The 25,056-nt window shown below is 69.2% G+C and carries 20 protein-coding genes and 1 pseudogene; 10 read left to right on the forward strand and 11 right to left on the reverse strand.

The window, feature by feature from the left end; all coding sequences use genetic code 11:
* Positions 1-23 precede the first annotated feature (23 nt).
* On the reverse strand, positions 24-1,055 hold the full coding sequence (locus OIC96_RS01605; RefSeq protein WP_330309692.1) for a saccharopine dehydrogenase family protein: 1,032 nt from the start codon (positions 1,053-1,055) through the stop codon (positions 24-26).
* 109 nt (positions 1,056-1,164) lie between these two features.
* Here OIC96_RS01605 and OIC96_RS01610 point away from each other — a divergent pair, with 109 nt between their 5' ends.
* Positions 1,165-2,115: a helix-turn-helix domain-containing protein gene (locus tag OIC96_RS01610; RefSeq protein WP_330309691.1), complete on the forward strand. Its 951-nt coding sequence runs from the start codon at positions 1,165-1,167 to the stop codon at positions 2,113-2,115.
* A gap of 119 nt (positions 2,116-2,234) precedes the next feature.
* Here OIC96_RS01610 and OIC96_RS01615 read toward each other — a convergent pair whose 3' ends face one another.
* Positions 2,235-3,479, reverse strand: a complete 1,245-nt coding sequence (locus tag OIC96_RS01615) for a MalY/PatB family protein (protein WP_330309690.1) — start codon at positions 3,477-3,479, stop codon at positions 2,235-2,237.
* 313 nt (positions 3,480-3,792) lie between these two features.
* Positions 3,793-4,899 (reverse strand): hypothetical protein, encoded by a 1,107-nt coding sequence (locus tag OIC96_RS01620; protein WP_330309689.1) that lies wholly within the window; start codon positions 4,897-4,899, stop codon positions 3,793-3,795.
* Positions 4,900-5,450: 551 nt separating this feature from the next.
* Here OIC96_RS01620 and OIC96_RS01625 point away from each other — a divergent pair.
* Positions 5,451-6,044 carry a hypothetical protein gene (locus tag OIC96_RS01625; protein WP_330309687.1) on the forward strand — a complete coding sequence of 198 codons (594 nt, stop codon included), beginning with the start codon at positions 5,451-5,453 and terminating at the stop codon, positions 6,042-6,044.
* The gene (locus OIC96_RS01630) at positions 6,041-6,874 is read left to right on the forward strand and encodes a nucleotidyl transferase AbiEii/AbiGii toxin family protein (RefSeq protein ID WP_330309686.1); all 834 of its coding nucleotides are present in this window, start codon (positions 6,041-6,043) and stop codon (positions 6,872-6,874) included. The genes OIC96_RS01625 and OIC96_RS01630 overlap by 4 nt, the downstream gene beginning before the upstream one ends.
* Positions 6,875-6,907: 33 nt before the next feature.
* On the opposite strand, the gene OIC96_RS01635 is transcribed toward OIC96_RS01630, so the two are convergent.
* Entirely contained in the window at positions 6,908-7,825 is a 918-nt protein-coding gene (locus tag OIC96_RS01635) for an NADP-dependent oxidoreductase (protein ID WP_330309685.1), read from the reverse strand.
* Positions 7,826-8,170: 345 nt separating this feature from the next.
* On the opposite strand from OIC96_RS01635, the gene OIC96_RS01640 reads away from it, so the two are divergent.
* Positions 8,171-9,355, forward strand: coding sequence for an amidase domain-containing protein (locus tag OIC96_RS01640; protein ID WP_330309684.1), 1,185 nt, complete (start codon positions 8,171-8,173; stop codon positions 9,353-9,355).
* Positions 9,356-9,810: 455 nt separating this feature from the next.
* Here OIC96_RS01640 and OIC96_RS01645 read toward each other — a convergent pair whose 3' ends face one another.
* A complete protein-coding gene (locus tag OIC96_RS01645; protein WP_330309683.1) occupies positions 9,811-11,556 on the reverse strand; it encodes a DNA/RNA non-specific endonuclease in 1,746 nt (581 codons plus the stop codon).
* 639 nt (positions 11,557-12,195) lie between these two features.
* Here OIC96_RS01645 and OIC96_RS01650 point away from each other — a divergent pair.
* The 3 genes and pseudogenes from OIC96_RS01650 to OIC96_RS01660 all read left to right on the forward strand — a co-directional run.
* Positions 12,196-12,594, forward strand: a complete 399-nt coding sequence (locus OIC96_RS01650) for a DUF4440 domain-containing protein (protein WP_330309682.1) — start codon at positions 12,196-12,198, stop codon at positions 12,592-12,594.
* 276 nt (positions 12,595-12,870) lie between these two features.
* Positions 12,871-13,659, forward strand: coding sequence for a class I SAM-dependent methyltransferase (locus OIC96_RS01655; protein ID WP_330309681.1), 789 nt, complete (start codon positions 12,871-12,873; stop codon positions 13,657-13,659).
* A gap of 53 nt (positions 13,660-13,712) precedes the next feature.
* Positions 13,713-14,129, forward strand: a pseudogene (locus OIC96_RS01660) (IS5 family transposase); the annotation flags it as partial.
* Positions 14,130-14,176: 47 nt separating this feature from the next.
* Here OIC96_RS01660 and OIC96_RS01665 read toward each other — a convergent pair.
* Complete coding sequence (locus tag OIC96_RS01665; protein WP_330309680.1) at positions 14,177-14,581, reverse strand: hypothetical protein; 405 nt, start codon at positions 14,579-14,581, stop codon at positions 14,177-14,179.
* Positions 14,582-14,730: 149 nt separating this feature from the next.
* On the opposite strand from OIC96_RS01665, the gene OIC96_RS01670 reads away from it, so the two are divergent.
* The gene (locus OIC96_RS01670) at positions 14,731-15,285 is read left to right on the forward strand and encodes a DUF4262 domain-containing protein (RefSeq protein WP_330309679.1); all 555 of its coding nucleotides are present in this window, start codon (positions 14,731-14,733) and stop codon (positions 15,283-15,285) included.
* Positions 15,286-15,919: 634 nt separating this feature from the next.
* On the opposite strand, the gene OIC96_RS01675 is transcribed toward OIC96_RS01670, so the two are convergent.
* Positions 15,920-16,582 (reverse strand): HAD-IA family hydrolase, encoded by a 663-nt coding sequence (locus OIC96_RS01675; protein WP_330309678.1) that lies wholly within the window; start codon positions 16,580-16,582, stop codon positions 15,920-15,922.
* 7 nt (positions 16,583-16,589) lie between these two features.
* A complete protein-coding gene (locus tag OIC96_RS01680; RefSeq protein WP_330462165.1) occupies positions 16,590-16,730 on the reverse strand; it encodes a DUF6193 family natural product biosynthesis protein in 141 nt (46 codons plus the stop codon).
* A gap of 242 nt (positions 16,731-16,972) precedes the next feature.
* On the opposite strand from OIC96_RS01680, the gene ligA reads away from it, so the two are divergent.
* Positions 16,973-19,069, forward strand: a complete 2,097-nt coding sequence (gene ligA / locus OIC96_RS01685; RefSeq protein WP_330309677.1) for an NAD-dependent DNA ligase LigA — start codon at positions 16,973-16,975, stop codon at positions 19,067-19,069.
* Positions 19,070-19,732: 663 nt separating this feature from the next.
* On the opposite strand, the gene OIC96_RS01690 is transcribed toward ligA, so the two are convergent.
* Positions 19,733-20,902 (reverse strand): DNA gyrase subunit B, encoded by a 1,170-nt coding sequence (locus OIC96_RS01690; RefSeq protein WP_330309676.1) that lies wholly within the window; start codon positions 20,900-20,902, stop codon positions 19,733-19,735.
* 357 nt (positions 20,903-21,259) lie between these two features.
* Between OIC96_RS01690 and OIC96_RS01695 the strand changes: the two genes are divergently transcribed.
* Positions 21,260-22,624 (forward strand): tetratricopeptide repeat protein, encoded by a 1,365-nt coding sequence (locus tag OIC96_RS01695; RefSeq protein WP_330309675.1) that lies wholly within the window; start codon positions 21,260-21,262, stop codon positions 22,622-22,624.
* 330 nt (positions 22,625-22,954) lie between these two features.
* Here OIC96_RS01695 and OIC96_RS01700 read toward each other — a convergent pair whose 3' ends face one another.
* Positions 22,955-23,854 (reverse strand): DUF6924 domain-containing protein, encoded by a 900-nt coding sequence (locus OIC96_RS01700; RefSeq protein ID WP_330309674.1) that lies wholly within the window; start codon positions 23,852-23,854, stop codon positions 22,955-22,957.
* 317 nt (positions 23,855-24,171) lie between these two features.
* Positions 24,172-24,624, reverse strand: a complete 453-nt coding sequence (locus tag OIC96_RS01705; RefSeq protein ID WP_330309673.1) for a hypothetical protein — start codon at positions 24,622-24,624, stop codon at positions 24,172-24,174.
* Positions 24,625-25,056 lie beyond the last annotated feature (432 nt).

The following is a 25,056-nucleotide window of genomic DNA, read 5'->3' on the forward strand; positions in this document are numbered from 1 at the left end:
CGGGCTTCAGCCCGAGGAGCAAGTCAATGGCTCAGTTCAACTGAAATGTGCGGGGCCAGCGCGCGGAGGAAGTCCGGCGCGTCGAAGATCTCACCGGCGGAGGCGACACCGACCGTCCTGGTCCGCCCCGTGAGGATGCGCTCAACCGCTTCCACCGCGAGCGGTGCGGTGACGGCGTAGATGTCCCGGCCCCTCGCCACAGCGCGCCGTTCGGTGCCGCCGGAGCGCACAACGACGTCGACGAGGAAGGTCTGCTCGGACCGCCCCCGCTCGTCGACCGCACTCGGCGCCGGGGTGTCCGGGGCCGACAGGTCCGTGGCCGCCTCGACGGTCATGTAGCTGCGCACCTCGGGGACGGCGAGGTGGCTGGGCACGGTGACCACGTCAGCCATCGAGAACTCCCCGATGACGGCCCGCGGGCCCATCGGGTCGGGGAACGGCCACGTGAGGGCCGGCGGGGCGTCCTGGTGGTACTCCAACTGCCCCTTCGTATAACGGATGCGCCGGCCGCCCCGCCGCTCCCGGGAGACCGCGCCTGCTTCGCGCGTCCCGGCGGTCGGGTGCCAACCGCTGAGCCCGTACGCGATGTGCGCCTCGTCGGCCGCCGTCCAGGCGCCCATCGCCGCGGTGGCCAACAGGTCACCGAGGCCGCCGTAGAAGGCCATCGCGGGGACGACCACCGCTCCCGCGGCGCGGGCGCGGTCCGCAAAGAGCGCGAATGTGTCGACGTTGGCCTCGATCTCGGCTGCCACATCCACATACGGGATCCCGGCGCGCAGTGCCGCCTCGATCACGGGAGCAGCGGTCGTGGCGAAAGGCCCGGCACAGTTGATCACAGCCGCCGCACCGGCCAATGCGTCGTCGAGCGAAGCCGGATCGTCGACCGACGCCGGGCGGATGTCCAAACCGGGCTCGGATGCCGCCAGTTCCTTGAGCTTGTCGGCGTCTCGGCCGGAAAGAACCGGAACGAACCCGCGCTCCCGCAGCTGCGCCACCACGAAACGTCCGGTGTGCCCGTACGCGCCGAACACCGCCACTGCCTGCCCCGACCCCATGGGTTCTCCTCCGTGCTCAAATGTCCGCCGCGATCCGTCACGGACATCCTGGCAAGGGCGGGCATCCCACACTAGTGTCCGGAACGACACGCCCCATACAATTCCGGACATGGACACAGTCGCGCTGGCCGTCACCGACGGAATGCTGCACTTTGAACTGGCCCTGGCCTACGAGGTCTTCGGCCCCGCCCCGGCCGCCGTGACGGGCCCCTGGTACGACATCGCCCTCTGCGGGCCGGACGCCGTACAGGTCGGCCGCTTCCGACTGGAGCCCGACCGCGGCCTCGACCAGCTCCCGCGCGCCGACACCGTGATCGTCCCGGGCTGGGCCGACGTCGACCAGGACCCACCCGCCGACCTGGTCGACGCGGTGCGCGCGGCCCACGATGCCGGCGCACGCGTGGCGTCCCTCTGCACCGGCGCGTTCGTCCTGGCCGCCGCCGGCCTGCTGGACGGGAAGCGCGCGACCACGCACTGGGCGCACACCCAAGCCCTCGCCGCCCGCTACCCCCAGGTGACGGTGGATCCGGACGTCCTCTACGTGGACAACGGCAGCGTGCTCACCTCCGCAGGCAAAGCCGCCGCCATGGACCTGTGCCTGCACCTGGTCCGCCTCGACCACGGCTCGTCGATCGCCAACACCCTCGCCCGCCACCTGGTCGTGCCGCCGCACCGGGACGGCGGCCAAGCCCAGTTCGTCACCACCCCGGTGCCCGCCCCGGACAACCACCCGCTCGCCGAACTGTTCCCCTGGGTGATCGAACGGCTGGACCATCCGCTGACCGTGGAGGACCTGGCCCGCCAGGCGCGGATGAGCTCGCGTCACCTGGGCCGCCACTTCAGATCGGTGACCGGCACCACCCCACTGCAATGGCTGCTGACCCAGCGGATCCGCCACGCCCAGGAGTTGCTGGAGACCACCGACGACAGCGTTGACACCATCGCGGCGGCCACCGGCATGGGCACCGCCACGACGCTGCGCCGGCACTTCAACCGCACAGTCGGCGTGCCTCCGGACACCTACCGCCGCACCTTCCGCTTGCGGACCCGCCCGGTCTGAACGACAGCGGGCAACCCCGTCCACGCGCCTGAGCCATGAGCAACAGCACTGCGGCGGCATGCTCCCCCGCCCCAGGGTCGGCGCCGAGGCCGCGGGCGGCAGCCTTCCGAGAGGACCTCTCAAAGGTCGCGTACCGCGCGTCCCATCCTCATCAGTGCTTCGCGCAGGACGGCCGGTGTCGTCGCGAAGTTGAGGCGTACGCATCCCTCGCCGCCGGAGCCGAAGACATGCCCGGAGCTGAGGGCGACCCTGGCTTCGTCGAGGAACAGCTTCGCGGGTCCGGACAGTTCGCTCACCACGCCGGGGCCACCGGCGCCGTAGTCGCTGTGCAGTCCCAGCCAGGTGCAGTCCAGCCAGGCCAGGTAGGTGCCCTGCGGCCGGTGATACCGCACGTCAGGGAGGTGTTCTTCGAGCAACTGCCCCAGCAGGCGCCGGTTGGCGTCGAGCCCGAGCAGTAGTTCGTCGAGCCAGTCCCCGCCCTCGCGGAACGCCGCGGTGTGAGCGATGACCCCGAGGTGGCTGGGGCCGTGGCTGACTTCTTCCGGCAGGAGCCGGAGTTCGTCGGCGGCTTCGCGGCCCGCGATGGCCAGGGCGGCCTTCAGGCCGGCGAGGTTCCACGCCTTGGAGGCGGAGGTCAGCGCGAACGCGTTCTCGGCCCCGGGAACGCTGAGGAAGGGGGTGAAGGTGGCCCCCGGCAGCACCAGCGGAGCGTGGATCTCGTCGGACACCACCCGTACGCCGTGCTTGCGGGCGAGGGCCGCGATGGCCTCCAGTTCCTGGCGGGTGTGGACGACACCGGTCGGGTTGTGCGGGTTGCTCATCAAGAACGCGGCGCGGCGGCCCTGACTTCGTGCCCGTACGAAGGCGTCCTCCAGAGCGTCCAGGTCGACGCGCAGGTCCGGACCGAGGCGTGCCTCGATGACCTCACGGGCGTCGTGGGCGACGAACGCGTAGAAGGGCGGGTACACCGGGGAGCACACGACCACCGCGTCACCGGGACCGGTGATCAGCCGGAGCACTTCGACGATGCCCATCATCACGTCGGGCACGATCGCCGTGTGCTCGACGCGCAGCCCGTCCCACTTCCAACGCTCCACAGCGAACGCGGCGAGGGCCTCGGCGTAGCCGCTCCCGTACGCGTATCCGGTGTCGCCGAGGTCGATCGCGGTGCGCAACGCCTCGGCAATGGGCGGAGCCATCGGCACATCCATCTCCGCCACCCAGAGCGGAAGTACGTCCTCGGGGTGGGCGCGCCACTTCATGCTGGTGCGCTGTCGCAACTGTTCCAGGGACAGTTGAACGAGAGGATCCGTCCGGTCGGCTTCGGCGACATCGGGGGCCGCTCTCTTCGTGGCGTCTGCCATTCCGCGCTCCAATCCCCGGGCCCGCCGGGTCTTTAGGTGGGTTACTGCGCCTCTGGTCAGCATCCCTGCGGCGCCGGCTGCCGCACAGAAGACGTCCGCGGTCACGCAACTGCCCCGCGCCTGCTCCAGAGCCTCCTATCCCCTACCCCAGGCCCGCATGGCCGACGACGGCCTCGGTGCGTTGTGGCACTGATCGGCCCAAGGCCCCTTCACGCTCGATGATCCGGTCGCGTCTTGCCGAGCTGCGGCAGGACGGGCGGCTGACCATGACGGGACCGTAGGAGATTGAGTGTCGCCGCCTTCTGCCGGCTGGCTAGAAGAGGCCGGCGCGCATGTGCTGCATGAGGTTCTCGAGGATCTCGCGCAGCCACGGGCTGCGGACGGCCGGCAGCCGGACCAGGGTGTGCCGGAACGCTTCCGGGTCAGCCCGGAACAGGTGACCTGGGCGCTGCGCGGGCGGGTCGTCGCGGAGGACGCCGCCGGGCATGCCGCCCGACGCGGGGACGGGCAGGTACGGCTCGGGGAAGGCCAACCACAGCCACACCCCGAACGGCAGTGGCACCGAGTATGCCGAAGCGGCCGGGTTGGCCGGGGCCCAGGTCTCCCCCGTCTGCGGATGGTCCGGCACGAGGAGGATGTCGGCGTCCGCGTCGGGGGCGGGCAGTCCCGGTCCGGCCAGAACGGCGCGCCGCGCCGGCGGCCCCGCGGGCAGCAGGGCGTCGAGGGCGCGTTGGAACACTTCCTCGATCAGGCCGTCCGGGACTGTCACCGGTCGGCCTTCCGAAGCCGCCAGCAGGTGGGCGAGCGCCCGGCCGGCTGCCGCGTCCCATTGCGGGCTCCACGACCACCAGTGGTCCATCCCTATCCGCGATCCCCACCTGGCCATCGGTTCGAACGGGGGCGTGCCCTTGCCCTCTGTCATCAACTCCGCCCAGGAAAGCGGTGCGGAATCGGCGTCGTCGACGGGGCGGCGACGCACGGCGCTTGGGGCAAGCCAGACCGCCTGCCAGAGCGAGCAGTCGTCGACCCTGCTCGCCACGGGCAGGCCGCACGCCTCGCAGGCCATGTTGGGGCCGTCGGCCCCGCCGAGGCCGCAGCAGTAACCGCCGCTCTTCTCCGGGATCAGGAGGGTGCCGCGTGTGTCTCCGGGTGCGATGACGATCGCGCCCGGCGCGGCGTCGGACAGGGCGTAGACCGGCGCATAGATGCCGCGGGCTGCCGCCTCGTCCGGGTCGATCTCCTCCCACCTCCGCCACGGCGGCCCCCAGGGCTCCGGGTCCACGGCGAACGTGCCCGACTCCATGAGCACCGGGAGCTGAATCCCGTTCCCGTACTTCTGATGGGCGTGGACCGGCAGGGCGACCTGGGACAGCGGGGTGGTCAGCCTGGCACCGCACCCCGCACACACAAAAACGAACAAATATCCTCCACTTGGGAAACAGGGGCATCGTCGCAGCTCGGCGGCGGCCGGCCAACGTGTTTTTCGTCCGCTGCGGGGCCGGAGCGCCGCCACGGCGTGGAGCATCGGCTCCAGCGCGAACCATGAGCCGGAGGTGCTGGTCGATCGTCACCCTGTGTCGGTGCTCCGCGGCATGATGACCGCCGTGGACACCGAGATAAGCCTCACGAGCAGTCGGAGATCGCTGTCGGGCTGTTCGGACGTTCCAAGCGCCATCGCGATGGCACCGAACTTCACGTCGTCCACGTGGAGGACAAGCGAGGCTCAGCGGACCGAGCGTGAGTACCTGCGCGAAGCACGAGCACCGGGGCGACCGGGTTCGAGACGCCGTTCGACGCCCCAGGTCAAGAACAAGCGCAGGTCGGTGCCAGGCAGGGACGCCGTCGCCTCGCCGTCGCTGTCAGTGGCTGTCAGTACCGTTGGCCGCTGGTGAGCAGACGGGCAAGGGTGGGGCGGTAGTGAAGGATTTCGCGGGGGAGTTCGAAACTCATCTCACAGTGGTGTGCACTTCCATGGCCGGTGATGAGGGCCGCATACGCCGCTGGGCGGAGCGCCACCGTGTGAAGTACACGCGGATCGTGCTCGACCGGGGCGCGGCCCCTGACCAGCCGATGCTGACGGTGCGGGGCCACAGTGTTCTGTCGGCACAGCGGGAGGCCGCGCTGACATGGATCGAGCGGCTGGGTGCCGAGGGGTTCGGCGTCGCCCGTGTGAAGATCGAGGCAGCACCGTGGAACGAGGACGTGCCGCGGACGGCCGCCGAGGCCCAGGGGCTCCCTCCCGGCTGCTACTTCGAGCACCACGTCAAGCTCGCCCTCCCCGACGAGACCGAGATGGCGGCGGTGCGCGCACTCGCCGAGCGGCACACCGCCCATGTGTCGCGCAACGCCCGCCGCGATCTGGGCGATCGCGGTCACGAACGCTTCGTCACCCAGCGCTGCCGTGGCGTCGGCCGCACCGAGGCCCGCCGCCGTCTCGACGCCCTCCTCGATGCCCTCGCGACGGCGGGATTCAAGGCCGTCGAGGTCGAGGAAGAGTTCGTCGTGCACGACGACCACCCGGCACTGGACAGCGGGTGGATCGACGAGAAGACGGATGTCCGGTGACCTGGTCCGTGGACGGCGAACGACGGCGCATCGCGCACCGGGCTGTGCTCGATCACCTGCTCGGCCTCGTCGTCGGGTCCCCGTTGGGTGACGCCCTGGTGCTGCGGGGAAGCATGGTGATGCCGGCGTGGGTGGGAGCAGACGCGAGGGAGCCGGCGGACCTCGACTGGATCGTCTCCCGGCCCCTACTGGTCCCGGTCGATCCCGAGCACCCGTATCCGTACGTGGAGGAAGTGGAGGTCGTACAGCAGTGGCCGGAGGCGGCCGACGGCGCCGACCGGTACGAGATCTGGAAGTTCGAGGAGTTCGACACCCCGGGCATACGCCTGATCGTCCCGTGGGAAGCGGAAGGCCTCCCGCCCGGCGAGGTGCGGCTGGACTTCGCCCGCGACGAGTGGCTTCCGGAGCCCCCCGTCCTGACGGCGATACCCCGTGCTGACGGCGCCGGGCCGACCGTCGTGCGCACCGCGGGCCGAGAACTGTCGCTCGCCTGGAAGCTGCTGTGGCTGCACGTCGATTGCGCCACGGAGGGCCGGGCACAGGCCAAGGACCTCTACGACGCCGTACTCCTCGCGGAGGCGGAGGCCACGAAGCTGTCCCCACGGCTGCTGCGCAAGGTGTTCCGCCACGAGCCGGGCAACACGGCGGCCGCAGGCGCCCTGCGCCTGGACGCGGTGGCACTGTGGTCCGTGGACTGGGAGGATTTCCGCGCGGAGCCACCCACAGGTACGGGGTACGGCCGAGGAGTGGCTTCAGCGCCTGAGCCGGGCGCTGGAACCGGTGTTGAGGCGGTAGGAACCATGGAACCGCTGTTGGCAGTGAGCGGTTGATCTCGCCGCTAGGGGCTGTCCGGCGGACAGTCGCTAGGGCCGGAGCACGATCTTGCCGTGTGCGTGCCCCCCTTCCAGCTCGCGGAACGCGTCCCGCACCCGCTCCAGCGGGTAGGTACGGGCGATCGGCACCTCCAACTCCCCTCGCGCGGCAAGCCGGGCCAGCTCGCCGAGCACGACCGCGCACGCCGCCGCGCCCTCTCCGTAGGTTCGCGCACCAACCCTGGCCGCGGCCTGCCAGTCGCGGATCGTGTTGATCCGCTCGGGCCGCACGCCCAACTCCACTGCCAGCTCCACGTAGCCGTCGCCGAACGTGTCGATGAACGCGTCGACGTTCCCGCCGGACGCCTGCCGGATCCGTTCGGCCACGCCCTTCCCGTACTCGACCGGGACGACACCGCGATCCTTCAACCAGGCGTGGTTCCGCTCGCTCGCCAGCCCGATCACCGTGGCGCCGCGCCGCCGCGCGAGTTGCACGGCAAGGGACCCTACGCCGCCCGCCGCACCCGACACGACGACCGTGTCGGCCGGTCCGGGGTCCACCGCGAACACGGTGGCGTATGCGGTCGTGCCGGCCACGTACAACGACCCGGCCACGTCCCAGGACAGCTCCTCCGGACGCGAGGTCAGCTGCACGTCGTCGACCACGACGAACTCCGCATGGCTCGCCCTGTTATGGGTGAAGCCCAGGACCTCGTCACCCACCGCGAAGCCGCGCACCTCCGGACCGAGCTCCACCACGACGCCGGCCAGATCGCTGCCCTGCCCGGAGGGGAACGTCGCCGGCCAGCGTCCGTGCCGTGCGCCCTTGCGGATCATCGCCTCGCCGGGCTGGATCCCGGCCGCGCGGACCTCGACCAGCACCTGCCCGGGGGCGGGCGCCGGCCGTTCCACCTCCTCCACCCGCAGCACATCGATCCCGCCGTACTCGTGGAACCGCACCGCCTTCATCGCGTGATCACCGCTCTTCCTCGTTCGGACAAGCCTTGGACGGCCAGGCCCAGGAGGGCCACACATCGAACGTGCCGTCGCAGTCAACGGCTCAGGAACAGAGCTTTCTTCCCAGGATCAACGGTCCGAGGATGCGGAATCGCACGGTGGTATCACAGCGGGCGGGGACTTTGGCCGTGCTCGGGGTTGCCCAGGTGTCCGTAGGGCGGCCCGTCGCGAGGGTGGAGCCGACGCCCTCTTGCGCATTGTGGTCGTGTCCCTTCAGCAACCCCCTTCACAGGAAGCTCACATGTCATGCGAGGATGCGGCTCCCGGTATCGAGTACCGGCGTAGAGGGGAACATCATTGAGAACAAGGAAACTGAGCCGTAAGCGGCGACGGGCGACCATAGTCACGGCGGCGGCAGCCTCGGTTGTCGCCGGCGCGGCGCTGCTGCCCAACTGGAGTGCGGGGGCGGCGAGTGTCGCCGGCGACGTCAGGGTGGATCCGTCGACCAGGGCCACCTTCCAGAAGCTGGCGGACGCGGTCTTCACCGACCGTACGGACATGTTGGTGGACAGCGGCAAGACCAGGCAGAACACGTCACTGGCGTCGCGGTTCTCGGGCGATGTGCGGCTGTCCTCCGCGCTGTCGCGCGAGGAGAACTCCGCGTTGTCGCAGCTACAGGGCCGCAAGTCCCGCCTGGCGTCGCTCGGCGAGAAGTACAGCTCGGCCAACACGAGCGTCGCGCTGGACCGTACGCGGGTGAAGGGCCGTCACGCCACAGTCGACGTCACCGAGACGACGACGCTGACGTACCAGAAGGTCCAGGGCAACGAGCCGAAGACCACCGGCTTCCAGGCGCACCACAAGTTGACGTTCAAGGCCGACCGCAACGGCGACTGGCAGTTGACCGGGATCCGCGACACCGACGACGGCGTCGCGGTCAATCAGGTCGCCACCACCACGTTCGTCGCCGCGCCGAACACCGCTGACGACGGCAACCCGCCCGCGGCGGCTCGCTCGGCCACTACATGGCCCGCGGCGGCCAAGCCGAAGAGCTTCTCCGCCACCGGCTACGACTACAAGGCCATGGCGGCGTACGCGGCCAAGTACTGGAAGAACTACAACCCGGCCTACCCGGATTTCAACGGGCAGGGTGCCGGCGGCGACTGCACGAACTTCGTCAGCCAGTCCCTGAAGGCGGGCGGCTGGAAGCATGTGCCCGGCTACACGTACGACTTCCACAAGTGGTTCGGCAACTCTGACATCCAGTCGGACTCGTTCGTCGGCGTCAACGAGTTCTCGTGGTTCGCCCTGTCCTCCAAGCGGGTCGCCAGCCTCGCCAACGTCTACCAGCTGGACGTGGGTGACGTGCTGCAAATGGACTTCAACAAGGACGGGTCCAAGGACCACACCATGATCGTCACCTACCGCAGCCCGCAGGGCGTGCCGTACGTGACGTACCACTCCACCAACACCTACAACAGGTCGGTGGCGAGCATCGTCGCGTCGTATCCGAACGCGGCGTACTACGCCTACCGCACCTGAGCGGTCTCTTGTAGGGCGGGAGCCGGCCGACGGCAGGAACACACCACAGGCACGGCACACGTGAGAAAAAGCCAGCCCCGCCCCCGGTACACCGGGGGCGGGGCTGTGTGGAGCGCCGGGCAGGCCTTGCACCTGCATCTCCCCGCAGGAAGCGGGACGTCTTTCCTTGGACCACCAACGCCGGGCTCACCACCGCACGTTCCGGCGGGAAGCTCAAGATCAATCATAGCGCAGCCGCCCCCGGGCAGGCAGCACGATCCCAGGCACAGGCACGGGCATGGGCATGGGCCGCAGAGCGCAGGCACCAGGCCGGGGTGCCGGGCAGCACGGGCCCGTACCGGCGGTCCGGGGACGTGACGCGTCCTCAAAGAGCCGTCCCGGCATGCGCTGCCGGTGCCATCGGACAGAGCGTGCCGGGGCCCAGCCCGGCCATGGCCGGGCTGGGGTGGCGGGAGTCAGTCCCAGTCGATGTCGCTCAGGTCCGCCAGGGGTGCCCGGTCGGCTGCGGCTTCGGGGACGATCAGCTGGTCGCCCTTGTGGAGAGCGGCCGGGAAGCGGATGTGGGCGCGTTCCTCGATTTCGTCGAGGCCGACCTGGAAGACGCGGAACTCGTCGAGGTCCAGGGCTTCGAGCTGGTCCAGGTTCTGCGTGAGCAGGAACCCTTTGGTCTTCAGCTCGCTCTGCGCGACGAAGGTGATGACCTTCCAGAACTCGCGGGGAATCATCACCCCCCGGTAGGTGTGATCGTCGTCCCGGAAGACGGGCCCGCCGAAGACACTGACCTTGAGATCGTCGACCTCGACGTCGGCGAAGATGGCGTCCTCCAACTGGCCCCACAGTCCGTTCTTGGCGCTCTGGTTGAAGTCGTCCATCTGCGGGGTGATGTTGGGGTAGAAGAACGAGTCTGTGTTGGCCTTCTTGGCTTCCGGCAGGCTGCCCCACAGCAGATCGGCGCGGCGTGCGATGTGGCCGCGGTCGAGCCGGTTGCCCTCATACAGTTCGTTGCCCACCTGCGTGTCCGCGGCGAGCCGCGGGTCCTTGGTGAAGGGGATACCGGACCGGCTGAGCTTCTTGAGGCTGCCGCCGTCGATGTTCCAGGCCACCCAGAACGGGAAGCGCCGCTTCTTGCTGAGAGTCAGCGAGAAATGCGTGTAGGGGATGACCTCCTTGCCGTCCAGCCGCACCGCGTCATTGCTGATGTCCGCGGTGAGCTGCGGGACATCTATCTGCGCGCCGAGGAACTCCGCGTCGTAGCCCTGCAGCGGCTGCACCTCCTCGGCGGAGGGCGGCTGCAGGCTGATCTCGAGTTTCTCGAAGACCGAGCTGGCCAGGCAGGCCAGCGCGTGCTCGTCGGGGTCGCCCGTGCTCTCCCCGCCGAAGTGAACCCCCGCGATGACCTTGCTCGGCTTGCCGTTCTGCTTGAACAGCCACACCGCGCCCGAGTCGCCGCCGCTGCTGATCTCGCCGTCCGTCGGCGGATGGTCGTCGTCGGGGCCTATCTCGAAACAGCCGATGGTCTTCTCGCCGACATCGCCCTCGTAGTCGATCTTGACCATGGTGTCGATACGGCGGACCACACCATGGGTGACCCCGGTGGTCCGTCCGCTCTTGATCACCTTGTCGCCGAGATCCGGATCGCCCAGCTCTTGCGGTGCCACACCGAGTTCGCAGATCTTCTGCTCGAAGGTCCGCCCCTCGTCGATGCTCGCCACCGCGCAGTCGCCGGCGGGGCCCAGGTGGGACCTCTTCAGGGCGCCGAGGTGGTTGCGGTCGATCCGGTTGTCGTCGAAACGGCCGGGCTGCACGATCTCCTCGCCCAGCCTGCCGTCCGGGCCCTGCAGCACATGCCAGTTGCTCAGCACATACGGAGTGCCGTCGGCCCTGTCGAAGACAACGCAGCCGATCGTCCCGGCCGTGACCGTCACCCCGCCCACGCTCGCCCCGGGAAACACCGGGTTCAGCCGGGTCTTGCGCTCAGGCTTCTCGACCTCGGCCACCCTGCGGAAATGCGCCTTGTAACTGCGCTCGATGACATCGGTGGGCACCTCAATACCGTCCACCATGACGGTCTCGGGTATCCGGGCGGTACCCAGCGCCTCCAGCGCCTCCGGCTCGGCCTTGCTCTTCACCGTGAACTGCAGCACCACCTGCTTGCCCCGCGTGCCGTTCCTCACCTTGTGCCCGATGCCTACCGACGACACATTCGGATCCTTCAAGAGGTCCGGCCCCCGCGAACGGATGTACTGCCGGAGCGAAGCAATCAGCTTGTCCTGTGCCAGAGCCGACTTCCCGGATGACGACGCCGCCTTCTTACGGGTGTTCGTGACCATCTACGAGGGTGTCCCTTCACGGAGAGGAAAGGGGGACGGCACAAACCACACGCACCGCCCCCCAGCGACCCCCCAGCGACAACAGGCGCGGCAGCCACCCGGATGACCACCACTCCACACCCAGCGAAACGCACAAATGCGTCATATGCCGCAAGATAATGACCCACTCGGGTGAACACCCGTACGCACAGGACGTCACACCGCGCCCCGGACACCCACTACCGGAACCGACCGCGCCCCCACCGCAACCAGCCGCCCCTCCCCCACCCCCGCCCCGCAGTCACACGGCCGCACCCGTCACACAGCAGCCCTCGCATCCTTCACACACAGGCCAGCAGCAGCCACCACTCTCCCGACCGACCGGGACCAGCCTGGTCAGGGATGGCGCGCGAAACGGCAGAACCGGCCGGCACGCAACTCCGCAGCCCGCCACGACAACCACCGCAGCCACAGGCCGCCGCAACTCCCGCTGCACGACCAGGGCATTCGGGGGCGTGTTACTGTCGCGCGATGTCCAAGACCGACATTGACTTGGTGACCGCCGACTTCTTCGGCGCCTTTGACAACCGGGGCGGCAAAACACCCGACGTGACACGAATCCGTCGGCTCGTCCTTCCCTCCGGCATCATCGTCAAAACCGGCCCGGAATTCACCGTGTACACCCTGGACGAGTTCATCGAACCCCGCCAACAGCTCCTGACCGACGGCCGGCTGATCGAGTTCTCCGAATGGGAGACCACCGAACGCACCGAAATCGCGGGTGACATCGCCTCACGATTCAGCGGCTACGAAAAATCGGGAACCCTGGACGGCAAACCCTTCGAAGGAAGCGGAACCAAAACCATCCAATTCGTCCGCACCTCAGAAGGCTGGCGCATCACAGCGCTCTCCTGGCACGACCGCCCCTGACCACCACACCATCCGGCCGCAGCCATGCGGCACGGCCCGAGCTGACGCAGCCCGCCAAACCGGACCCCGACATCCCCGGCCCGGCCCAGAACACCGAGTACCACCGCAAACGGGCTCTTGCGGTCAACCGCCAGGTGCCGTCGGCGCGGCGCGTCCTTTGCCATGCGGCAGAGCCAGAACCCAACATCTTCATGGGCCATCCAGGGGCGGACGTGGGGCGGACGTATTGATCGTTAGGCCGGGAACCGGACTGATGCAGCACATGTCTCTCGCACCATGACTTCTGACGAGCAGCAAGAGCACGCGAGCTCCACCGCGCTCACCTCGCCGTCCGCTGTGACTGTGGATCCGCCGAAGGTCAACGACTACAACAGCTTCGCCGAGGCGTACACGGCCGAAAGTGAAACCAACCTCATCAATGGCTACTACCAGCGGCCCGCGATGCTGGCCCTCGCCGGAGACGTGGCCGGCCGGCGGATCCTCGACGCCGGCTGCGGCTCCGGGCCCCTGTTCGCGGCGCTGCGCGACCGTGGCGCCATCGTGAGCGGCTTCGACGCGAGTGCCGGGATGCTGGAGCTGGCCCGGCGGCGGCTCGGCGACGGTGCGGACCTACAGGTGGCCGACCTGGGCAGCCCCCTTCCCTACCCTGACGACACGTTCGACGATGTCGTCGCGGCCCTGGTGCTGCACTACTTGGAGGACTGGGGGCCGGCGCTGGCCGAGCTACGACGCATACTCAAGCCCGGCGGTCGGCTGATCGCGTCCGTCGACCATCCCTTTGCCATCAACCTCATGCACCGCCAGGCCGGCCGCGAGGCCGAGTACAACTACTTCGACACCACCAACTGGACCGAAGAGTGGACCATGGGCGGCCAGACCGCCCTGATGAGCCTCTGGCACAGGCCGCTGCACGCGATGATCGAGGCCTTCACCGCGGCAGGCTTCCGGATAACGGATATCAGCGAGCCGGAGCCTGATCCAGCCGCCCGCGAGCTGTTCCCCGAAACCATCGCGGCCAAGCCACGCTTCCTGTGCTTCCTGTTCTTCGTCCTGCAAGCCGACTAGGTCCCGTCCGGCAAATCATGTGACCGTCATGCCGGTTGCTCGTCGGTTCGGGCATGGGCCGGGGGGATCTGACGAATCGCGAGTGGTCGCTTCTGGAGCCGCATCTGCCGCTGTCGGGCGGTCAGGGCGGCCGGAGGAGCGACCACCGCACGGTGATGGACGGGATCCTGTTCCGGGTCCGGACCGGCGTTCCGTGGCGTGATCTGCCGAAACGCTACGGCTCCTGGAAGACCGTCTATGAAGGGCATCGCCGCTGGTCGGCGGACGGAACGTGGGACCAGATGCTGCAGGCGGTCCAGGCCGAGGCCGATCTCGCGGGCCGGATCGACTGGGGCATCGTCGGTGTCGACTCGACGTCCTACCAGGCCCATCAGCACACGGCCACCGCCCGCAAGACCAGGCCCCGGGTCCCGAAAAAAGTAACGACGCCCCGGCACCACCGCCCCGACGAGGGTCTCGGGCGGTCCCGTGATCCGTCGAACGGGAGAACCTGGCGCACTTGTCGGGGCGATGACGCTCACCGCGCGTCGAATGCTGCCTGGAACGCGTCCGCCGTGGGGGCTATGACAATGGCCTCCCCCTGGAGGTCCGCAGGAAGATGACGGCGGTCGTCCTCATGGAAGATCAGCGCGCCACCGTCCTGGGGCACGATCGAGGCCCCCAGCGCTGCCGCCAGCCGGACGAGCACGCCGCTCATCGCGCCACGGGCGAAGTGCGTCGCCGTCACGCACGACATCCCGTCCTCGCCCTGGGACGCGTGGTAGATATCCGCCTCGCCCCCGTCCTCCGCGCGGAACTGGGAGAAGCCCTCCTCCGGGCCGCCCGCCACCACGTACGGCTCCGTCACCTGCCGGAACCGCTCGACGTCCAGGGCGACGACCTCGCCGTCCACGAACCGGAACAGGAAGATGCTGTAACTCACGGACACACTCTGACATCAGCATGATCCGCCGGACAGGCCCTTTTGTGGGACTTCACCAAGTGCCACGAAACCGGCAGTTGGAATGCGGTTGGTGACGTGAACGAGTAGGCCCAGACCGCGCGATCGAAGCGCGGGGTACTGTCACGGACATGCCCGATGATCACCCTGCCTGCCGATGTGTGATCTGCCATGACTATGGCGATCGAGACGAGGCCGACCGCATGGACCTGCGGACAGTCGACCAGGTCCATGAGCACGGCTGGAGCGTCGTGATGGTGCCGGCGGATGACGAGGGGCCCGGCTTCGCTTACACGATCGGGCTTTGGCATACACACGGGGTGCCCGAGCTGGCGATGTTCGGGCTGGACATCCAGACGATGCACATCCTGCTCAACACCCTTGGCCATCAGGCGGCAGCCGGGGCTGTACTGGAGAACGGGCGTACATGTCACGACGTCATTGAGGGTCGGCCGGTGGTCTTGAAGGCGGCCGATCTCCGCTGGTACCGGGAGTTCTTCGGGCGCGCGATCTCCTTCTACCGACGCCCTCCGTTCCCGGTCCTGCAGGTGGTGTGGCCCGATGCAAAGGGCCGCTTCCTCTGGCAGCCAGGGGCCGACGAGCACTATCTGCAGTCCCAGCCCCAGTTGTGGCTGAAGCCGACCGAGCACCCTGAAGGGGTGTGGGCCACACTCGCGTCCGGCTGAAGCCGCTGCGGCTCGGCGGACGGCAGTTCAGACGAGTAGGGCTCGGTTGCGACGAAAATCATGCGGCCGCGATCATCCGTCGGAGGTCCACGTCCGCGGTGACCTGCACGGTCGCGGAGAACCGGTGGTTACGGCTGGACGCTGCCGTTCCCGGACGGCACCCCGCCGAGCTCGGACCCGGAGCAGTGTGTCCACCCGCTCCCCCGCCACCTTCAAAAGGCGTGCAAGCGCGGCAGTGGGGAGTCATCCCGATTCTTGGACATACCCGCAGCGTCACAAGCTCAACTGCCGGGCGTCTTGGAGAAATGTTCCCCCGTGACCAGCGCCACCGCCCTCACCCCGGCCGGTACAGACCGCCGTATCAAGCCTTCGAGAGGTATTCGGGGGCGGGACCGATCGCCGCCCGCCCGTCAGGTGAGGACGGAGACGCTCCCCAGGGGAGTCCGAATCCTCGGGCATACATCCGCGTGCTGCCAGTCCGGCGCGGCAGAGAACGGCACCCCCGCACTCGGGCTCGCGATGGGCGCCGGACTCCGGCATCTCGGCGATCAGCGAACAGAACGCCTTCACCAGCCCGATCCCGTGCGGGAGTTGTCAGGCCGCCCCCTGACAGCACCACACATCACCGGCTTGGTCATCGAGCCAACGGAGACTGCCGGGCGAAGGCGAGAATGTCGGGGACGGCTTCGCGCAGGCTCCCGAAGTGACGGTGCACGCCGGCCACCGCAACCGCGGCGTTGACGCCCCACACCGTCATGCCGGCCCGCAGCCCTGCCTCGACTCCGGACGGGGCATCCTCAATGACCAGGCAGTTCTCAGGCTGGGCACCAAGCTGCTCGGCGGCCAACAGGTAGGGCACGGGCGACGGCTTGCCTTCCGCCACTGCGGCGGCGTCCACAAGGACGCGCGGAACCGGCAGACCCGTCCGATCAAATCGGCCACGCACCCGGTGCTCGTAGTTCGAGGTCACCAGCGCCCACGCCCCCGACGGCAGGGTGCCCAGCAGCTCCGACGCACCGTCGAAGGCCGCATAGACGCCGGACCGGACGTCGTCGTCCTCCAGTTCGTGCAGCGCTGCCAGGCACTCCTTTGGGTCCTGGTCCGGAGCCACCTTCGCGAAGGTCTCCATCGGCCGCGTCCGCAGCGCCACCCGATAGACGTCATCGGCGTCCAGTCCGTATCGCCCCGCCCATGTTGCCCAGACCCGGCGCTGGTTGTCCACGGCGTCGATCAACGTGCCGTCGACATCGAAGAGGACGTACTGTCTGGGGCCGGGCTGCACATGCTCATTGGTCACGCCATGATCATGCCAGGAGATGTCTGAAGTGCAGCTCGCCCATCCCCGTCCAGGGAAACAATTGTCGCAAGCTCGGCTCCGCGTAGGCCGCTACCAGGAGTTCGGCGCGTACCCGTCCGTCGTCCCGTACGGCCTGCCAGCCGGCCAGCCTGCTTCCACGGCCTCGTCACCCGACGCATCCCCGTTCACGGCCCCATCATGACTGTCGGGGACGGCCGGCCGGGACTACTTGGCTGATCGAACCGCCTCATCGGCAGTCCAGGGCACAGCGACGGCCGACCGGCGCCGTGGCCATGGCCGAAGACAATTGCCCCCCTCCCCCGTCAACTGCGGACTCGGCATGATCCTCGGACCGAGGCGTTGTCAGTGGTGGCGTGCAGGATGGCGGGCATGACAACACATGCTGCTGTGATCGTGGATGCCGCCGCCTACGCGCGGGCGGTCGAGGACGCGGTGAAGGCGTCCGCCGCCTACTACGCGGGCGGCACGTCGGCGTTGGACGACGACGCCTACGACCGGCTGGTGCGCGGCATCGCGGCGTGGGAGGCCCAGCATCCCGGGCAGGTGCTGCCCGATTCGCCGACCGGAAAGGTCGCCGGCGGTGCCGTGGAGGGAGATGTCCCGCACACGGTGGCGATGCTGAGCCTGGACAACGTGTTCTCGCCCGAGGAGTTCACCGCGTGGAGTGCGTCGCTGGCCCGGCGGATCGGTCACGACGTGGAGCGGTTCAGTGTCGAGCCGAAGCTGGACGGCCTCGCGATCGCCGCCCGCTACACCCACGGCCGCCTCACCAGACTGATCACCCGTGGCGACGGGACGGCCGGAGAGGACGTCTCACACGCGATCGGCACCATCGAGGGTCTGCCGAATGAGCTGGCCGAGCCGGTCACGGTGGAGGTACGCGGTGAAGTCCTCATGACCACAGCCCAGTTCGAGCACGCCAACGAGGTACGTACCGCGCACGGCGGGCAGCCGTTCGCGAACCCGCGCAACGCCGCGGCGGGCACACTGCGCGCCAAGGACCGCGCCTACACCGTGCCCATGACGTTCTTCGGCTACGGCCTGCTCCCGCTGGCCGACACCGAGGCGGGGCCGGCCGGGCGGCTGGCAGAGGCCGCGCACAGCGACCTCATGCTCCAGGCCGCCGCGTACGGGGTGAACACCACCGCGACCACCGCCGTGCCCGGCATCACCGCCGACACCGCGGAGCGGGTACTGGCCCGGGTGAAGGAGATTGCCGCCCTGCGTGCGGAGTTGCCCTTCGGGATCGACGGGATCGTCATCAAGGCCGACCTGGCCGCCGACCAGCAGACCGCCGGATCCGGTTCGCGTGCCCCGCGCTGGGCGATCGCCTACAAGCTGCCCGCGGTGGAGAAGATCACCCGGCTGCTGGAGGTGGAGTGGAACGTGGGCCGCACCGGCATCATCGCCCCACGGGGCGTGCTGGAACCCGTCGAGATCGACGGCTCCACCATCACCTACGCCACCCTGCACAATCCGGCCGACATCACCCGCCGCGACCTGCGCCTGGGCGACCACGTCATGGTCCACCGGGCCGGGGACGTCATCCCCCGCATCGAAGCCCCCGTCGCCCACCTGCGCACCGGCGACGAGCAGCCCATCGTCTTCCCCGAGGTGTGCCCTCGGTGCGGCTCCGGCATCGACACCAGCGAGCAGCGCTGGCGCTGCGAGAACGGTCGCAACTGCCACCTGGTCGCCGCCCTCTCCTACGCCTGCGGCCGCGACCAGCTCGACATCGAAGGCCTCGGCCACACGCGCGTCGTCCAGCTCGTCGAAGCAGGCCTGGTCGCCGACCTGGCCGACCTGTTCACCCTCACCCGCGACCAGCTCCTGAGTCTGGAACGGATGGGCGAGACCAGCACCGACAACCTCCTCGCCGCGATCGCCGCGGCCAAGGGGCAGCCGCTGTCGCGGGTGCTCTGCGCGCTCGGTGTGCGCGGCACCGGCCGCTCCATGTCCCGCCGCATCGCCCGGTACTTCGCCACCATGGACCACATCCGCGCCGCCGACGCAGAAACGATGCAGCAGGTCGAGGGCATCGGCACCGAGAAGGCGCCGTCCATCGTCGCCGAACTCGCGGACCTCGCCCCGCTCATCGACAAACTCGCCGCGGCCGGGGTCAACATGACCGAGCCCGGCGCCACCCCGCCCTCCCCTGCCACCGGTGACGCCGGTGACGCCGACAGCCGTTCGGAGAGCGTGGAGTCGGCGAGAGGGCCGCTGGCCGGGATGACGGTCGTCGTCACCGGCGCGATGACCGGGGCGCTGGAGAAGCTCAGCCGCAACCAGATGAATGAACTCATCGAGCGCGCCGGCGGCCGCTCCTCCTCCAGCGTCTCCAAGAAGACCACCCTGGTCGTCGCCGGCGAAGGCGCGGGCTCCAAGCGCGCCAAGGCCGAAACCCTCGGCATCCGCCTGGCCACCCCCGACGCATTCGCCAGCCTCATCGCCGACTACCTCGACTGACCCCGATCCACGAGGGCGGGGGGCGCCGCAGTTCAGGGGACGCTCGATGCCAAGGGCGGTACAAGCAGGGGTGGTTGACCGTACATCCGATTGATCTCCGTGGATGGCATCCCACTCCAGGTCAGCGCCACTCGTGAACGCCCCTACATGGGGGTCTGTAACGCGTCTGTAGGGACTCTGCAGGGGCCGATCCCATCGTCTGTCCCAGTGGGCGCGGCCCAGCGCCCTCCAAGACCGAAGGAGAACCCGATGGTCAAGACCGTGCGTCTCTCCGCCAAGTTCCCCATCAGCGCCCTGTCCACCGCCGTTTTCACCCAGATCATGTGACACCTACGCCGGCCACCACCTGGTCGGCGGAAGGCCCCCGGGGGCACACCCCCGGGGGCACGTCAACGGGACGGAAGGACACAGGGTGCCGGCACGACGGGCACCCCCACGCTGGTGAGGTGCTCCACCTACGAGCTGGAGCTGATGTCGGCCATGGGGGCGCTCTCGCTGATGATGACGGGCGGCCTGCGCAGGGAGCACGTCTGGGCCAATGCAGTCAGCTCGCGCTCCATCGCTCAAGTCATCGCCGCACGGGGGGGGGACCAGGCCCGAAGCAGCCTTCGTCGCTTCCGCCAGTCCCGTTTCCTGGGACCGGCGCGAACCGTCTGCTGCCGCTCAGTTCCGGCGAGTGCCGCGGACGATCCGGCCGACGACGGCCGCGGCCTGCTCCGGGTGCCCCTCCAGCCACGTGCCGAGGTGGTCCCGGACGGCCTCCGCGACGCAGGCACGCACCGCGGCGCCGCCCAGCGTGCCGTGCGTGGCGCCGAGGAACACGGGACTGTCCAGCTTCACCGACACGACCGCCGTCAGGCCCTCGCCGATCCGGTCGGCGCCGAGGTCGGGGTCGGCGGCCGCCAGCAGCCGCCGCTGCCGCGCGTGCGAGGTGACCGCGGCCGCCACCCCGTCGCGGAAGCCCATCGCGTGCGTGCCGCCGTCGGGGGTGAGCACGCTGTTGGCGAAGCTGCGGACCCGCTCCTCACGGGAGCCGCACCACCGCAGGGCCACCTCCACGGTCCCCGCCATCCGCGGGTCCTCCCGCTCGAAGCCGATGACGTCCGGGTGTACGGGGGCCCCGGCCCGCGTGTCGAGGAAGGCGACGAAGTCCCGTACCCCGCCCGGGAACTGGAACCGCACCGGCCGTGACCCGCCCGGGGGACGTTCGTCGGTCAGAGAGATGCTCAGGCCCTGGTTCAGGAAGGCCAGTTGCCTGAAGTGCTCCTCCAGCACGGCGTACGAGCACTCCGCCGTCCCGAAGATGTCGGTGTCGGGCCAGAAGGCGATGGTGGTCCCGCTTCCGGTCGCCGGCCCTACGGCGGTGGGCGGGGTGAGCGCGACGCCGCGCGCGTACTCCTGGACCCAGCGCACCCCTTCGCGCCGCACCTCGGCCGTCAGGCGACTCGACAGGGCGTTGGTGACGCAGGGGCCCGTGCCGAAGAGGCTCATGGCCGCGGTGTGGCGGCCGCCAGGCCCGGCCCCGGCGTGCATGCGGGTCAGCAGGGCTTCGAGGCCGGGTCCGTCGGTGTCCCCGGCGGTGGCCTCGACGGGGACACCCGGCCCGTCGTCGGCGACACGCACACCGCCGTGGGGCGTGAGGGCGACCTCAACGGAGCCGGCGCGGCCGGCCAGGACCTCGTTCACCGCCCGGCCGGCGACCTCGAACAGCAGCTGATGCAGGCCGCGTTCGCCGGTCGAGCCGACGTACATCCCCGGCCGCTTCCGAATGGCTTCCCACCCCTCCAGCACCTGGATGTGGCTGGCGTCGTACCTGATGGCTTCCTCACGCACGAAGTCCCCCTCCGATGGTGTCCAGCAGAGGTCCCCCACCCTAGGCGGATCCCCGGAAAACACCAGGTCAGAGCCGATTCGCCGAGGGCGTGGACAGGCGGGTCGGCGCCTTCCCGAAGACGGTCGGCCCAGCGGTTGCGAACCGTGACGAGAGTGCGGCCGGGGGCCTGCCGAGGCCGCGTACGAGCCCATTGCAGGCGGCCCCGGGGGCCCTGATTTCGGTGCGTCGCCCGCCCTCCCGGAACGCCGCGTCCGTATGCTTCACCGCCGCACTTTTCTGCCGAACGTGAGCCATGCGCCGTTCACGGCGATCATTTGGCGGTGGGAGTGTCAGTGGGCGTCCTTATGCTCCCAGCCATGAACGTTGACGATCTTGAGTGGCAAGCCCGGATGTACGGGGGGATCCCGCCGCGGATGGCGGACCTCCTCTGCGAACTCGGGCATCTGGACCTCGTGGTGCAGGCGGCGGCCCAGCGTGGCGAGTGGTTCTGCGCGCTGGCGGCAGTGCGCGAGCTGTGTACGGCGGGGGACTACGAGCGGGCGTGGTCGGTCATCGAGCCATTCGCCGCGACCGGCTGGAAGTCCGCGATGACGCAGGCCGCCGACGTCAGGTTCCGGATGGGGCGGACCGAGGACGCTCTGGCACTGGTCCGTCCGGACGAGCCGGTGACGGAGGGCCGCGAGTGGCGGGACTACGCCCTGATGTTGACCAAAGCTGGACGAGTGGACGATGCGATCGAGATCCTTGTCCCCCATCTTGAGGACTGGTGGCTGCAGTCGACTCTGGTGAAGATGACCGAGGGGCAGGATCAGGACGAGCGTGTCTTGGAGCTGATCGCCCCGTTGGCGGAGGGAGCCAGGCGGGCCAGGGCGGAAGGCAAGTGGCGCCATCCGGGCGAGCAGGCCCTGGACCTCCAGGCCCAGGTTCTTGAGCGTGCCGGTCGCGCCGACGAGGCGATCCGGATTCTCGGGGCGGATGTGGCCGCGCGCCGGTACTTCGCCCAGAACACCGTCGAGTTCTACGCGGCGCTGCTCGCGCGCCACGGTCGGATCGAGGAGCTGAGCGAGCTGGGGACCGGCGACCACGCGACCGCCGCCCTGGAGCACTACACGAAGGCGCTGGAAGACCTGGGCCGGGGACAGGAGGCCGAGGCCGTCCTGCGCGAGATCATCGACGCCACCGACCACTCCAACCATCGCAGCACCCTCATAGGCCTCCTGAGCCAGCAGGGCCGAATCGACGAGGCTGTCGAGGCCGGGCGGCCCACGTTCGAGTACTACGACTGCGGCAACCACCTCGAATGGGCCATACACCTGCTGGTCGAGGACGGGCGACCTGAGCGGGCTCTGGAACTCCTTGACGAGCGCAGCGCGGAGTATGTCAAGGAGCACACGCACTCGGTCCAGTCCAGGCGGCTGGGGCTGCTGGCGGAGGCCGGACGCCACCAAGAGGCCATCGCGGAGGCCATGGCTCTACCGGCGGAGGAGTACTGGGACAGGGACACGACGATCGCGTGGCTTTGGGAGGAGGTCGGACGCGTGGACGAGGCCATCGCCTTGCTCCGATCGTCCGCCGAGTCCCAGGCGCCCCGAGCGCTGGCGGAGCTCCTGATCAGGCAGGGCCGGCCTGCCCCGGCCATCGCGGCCCTCCCCTCCATATCCGCTCAACGCGAGCAGGAGGCCCGAGCCCGACGCCATACCGAGCCCAACCCTTTCGACTGACGACCGGCACGTCATACGAATACCGCGAAGGACACACGGAGCTGAGCATCCGAGTGGGCGAGCACTGCCAACTGGGCTCTTCAGTCGGAGCTTCAGTTTTGGCTTGCGCGGCGTTCCGCGGCTCCACCCGGGCGACTCCAACTGGCCTCAGTTCACCGATGGTTGGTGAAGGTCAGGCGAGGTGAGGCGCTTCCGGAGGACGAGTTCATTTGGGACCACGGGATTGACACGGTCGGTGGCCGTCACGGAAGCGCACGGAATCTGGAGCCGACACGCCCCTGGTGACCACGGACGACCCTAGTCCGGCAGGAGATCCGCTGATCGCCCCTGCTACCACGGCTCCATGCCCTCCACGACGACGAATTCGTGGAAATCCATGTTGCCGATCTCCAAGTTGCACGCCATCGATCCGGCCTCGCGGCACGCAAGGACGGCGGACTGCCCCGGGGTGTCGTAGAGGTCGACGACGGTCAGCGGTCGGCTGGGCTCGGCGAAGGTCCTGGCATCGGCGAGCGCGACCAGCGTGGTGTGTTCCTCGGGCGGGACCAGCGCGGGGACCTGGCCCGGCCGGAGGCCCTCGAAGGCCCGGTCGTCGACGACGAGCGCCCCCAACGGGTAGTGCTCCACGTCGATGTCATCCGGGTCCAGGTCCGAGCCGACCCAGCCGTCGTCGTCGGCCCCGCCCAACTCGTCGAGCAGAGCGCGCCAGCCCCCCTCGTCGTCGAAGGAGGTTCGGACCAGCAGGGCCGCGCCGGTGGAGGGCAGTGCGGGGAAGGACCGGCGCGACGGCGCCGTCGGCGCGGGGACGGCCGGTCGGCCACCGTCCCCCTGGTACATGCCGCATCTGTCCATGTCGCGCACCAGGTCGTCGAACGCGAGCGCGCCGCCCAGCAGAGCGTCCAGGATCTCGCCGAGCCGGGCTGACGGGACCCGGACGCCGCGCCCGGGCATCGCCGCCAGGTCCACCAGCAACGGCCCGTCCCCGCCGTACACCACAGGGATGTCCGCCAAGACGGCGACCGGCGGCACGAGGCCTCCGCCCGGGACAAGCGCCGGTACGTTACCGCCGTGCAGGTAGTCCCATTCGGGGCCTTCGACCAGTTGGAGCCGCACCCCACTGCCCCCGATCTCGTCGAGCAGCCCGCCCCACAGAGCCTTGCCGTCCTCGTAGCACGTGCAGACCAACAGCACTTCACCAGGCGCAGGCTGGGGAAGCTCGGGAAAGGACATGACTCTCCTTACTCTCCTTCGAAAGGACCGGCGCGGGCACTCTGTCGGCCGAGCCGGCTCCGCGATCCCTCGGCGCGTCAGCCGGCCGTCGCACATAACGGCCATGCACCCGGCCAGTGAGGCTGAACGCTGCCACGGTCACGGTGACGCCGGCGTGCTGGGCGACCAGGCCGGGCCTCAACCAGCTGAAGGGGTTCCGCCAGCTGAAGGGGTTCCGCGGTCTGGCAACCAGGCACGACAAGACCGCCAACTCGTACGCGGCAGCGGTCTGCCCGGCCTCGTTCACACTCTGGGCGAGATCCGTTTGACGAGGGACCCTAGCGCCACTCCCAGTAGTGGGTGGTCACAGTTGCGTCGCTGCCGCTGGGGGCCTCTTCCGTCGTGAAGCTCGTCAGTGGAAGGCCGCGTACCTGTGCGGCGATGGTGTAGAGACGGTAGCTGGTCGGCAGGCCGGGATAAGAGGGCGATTCAAGCTCCTCGACGACCACTGACGCGGGCTCCGGGGCGATGGCGACAGCCGATTCATCAATCCTGAGTTCCTCGACCACGCACCGCAGCGCGGCGGCGGTGACGGTCTCGCCCGGCTTCATCTTCTCGGTGGGTGGCGAGTTCCGCTCTCGCACGGCGCCGTCGGCCATGAGTTGCCTGGCTTCGGTGAGCTGCTTGCCGCCTACCTGGATGTTCAGGCTGACGACCGCGACCTGACGCAGCGGCGGGTTCTCCGACAACGTCGACTCACCCGACGAGATCTCGTTCCACAGGTGCCGCACCGACTTGCTGCCGCCAACACCCCATGACTCATGGGGAATCCCTTGCCGCGCCAGCCATTCCCGAAGGTCGGTCAGGCCCCGAAGGCGTACAGCCTCTCTGTTCCCATCCAAAGCAATCGCACCTCTCGGACTCGGTCGTTGGGGGGGTGGCGCGGGACCATCCTCGGAACTGGTAACGCCCGGACGGTCGTAGCCGAGGTGCGGCATGCGGCTGACCGGCACCGGCGGTGTCGTACTCAGCGCAGCCCCCTGGCCCGGGTCGGCGAGCGCTTCCTGCAGGAACGGCAGGATGCCACACTCCAGGCTTCTCTGGCCCGGGCCATCTCCGCGCCCATGTCGTCCTCGTCAAGGGGCCGGAAACGAGTGAGGCCCCGTTGCGCAGTGCGGTGAGCAGCAGTGCGCCGAAGGCAAGCAGGATCGCGGCTCCCGTGA

This window comes from Streptomyces sp. NBC_00775, assembly GCF_036347135.1.
In the GTDB taxonomy this organism is placed as follows: Bacteria; Actinomycetota; Actinomycetes; order Streptomycetales; family Streptomycetaceae; genus Streptomyces; species Streptomyces lutosisoli.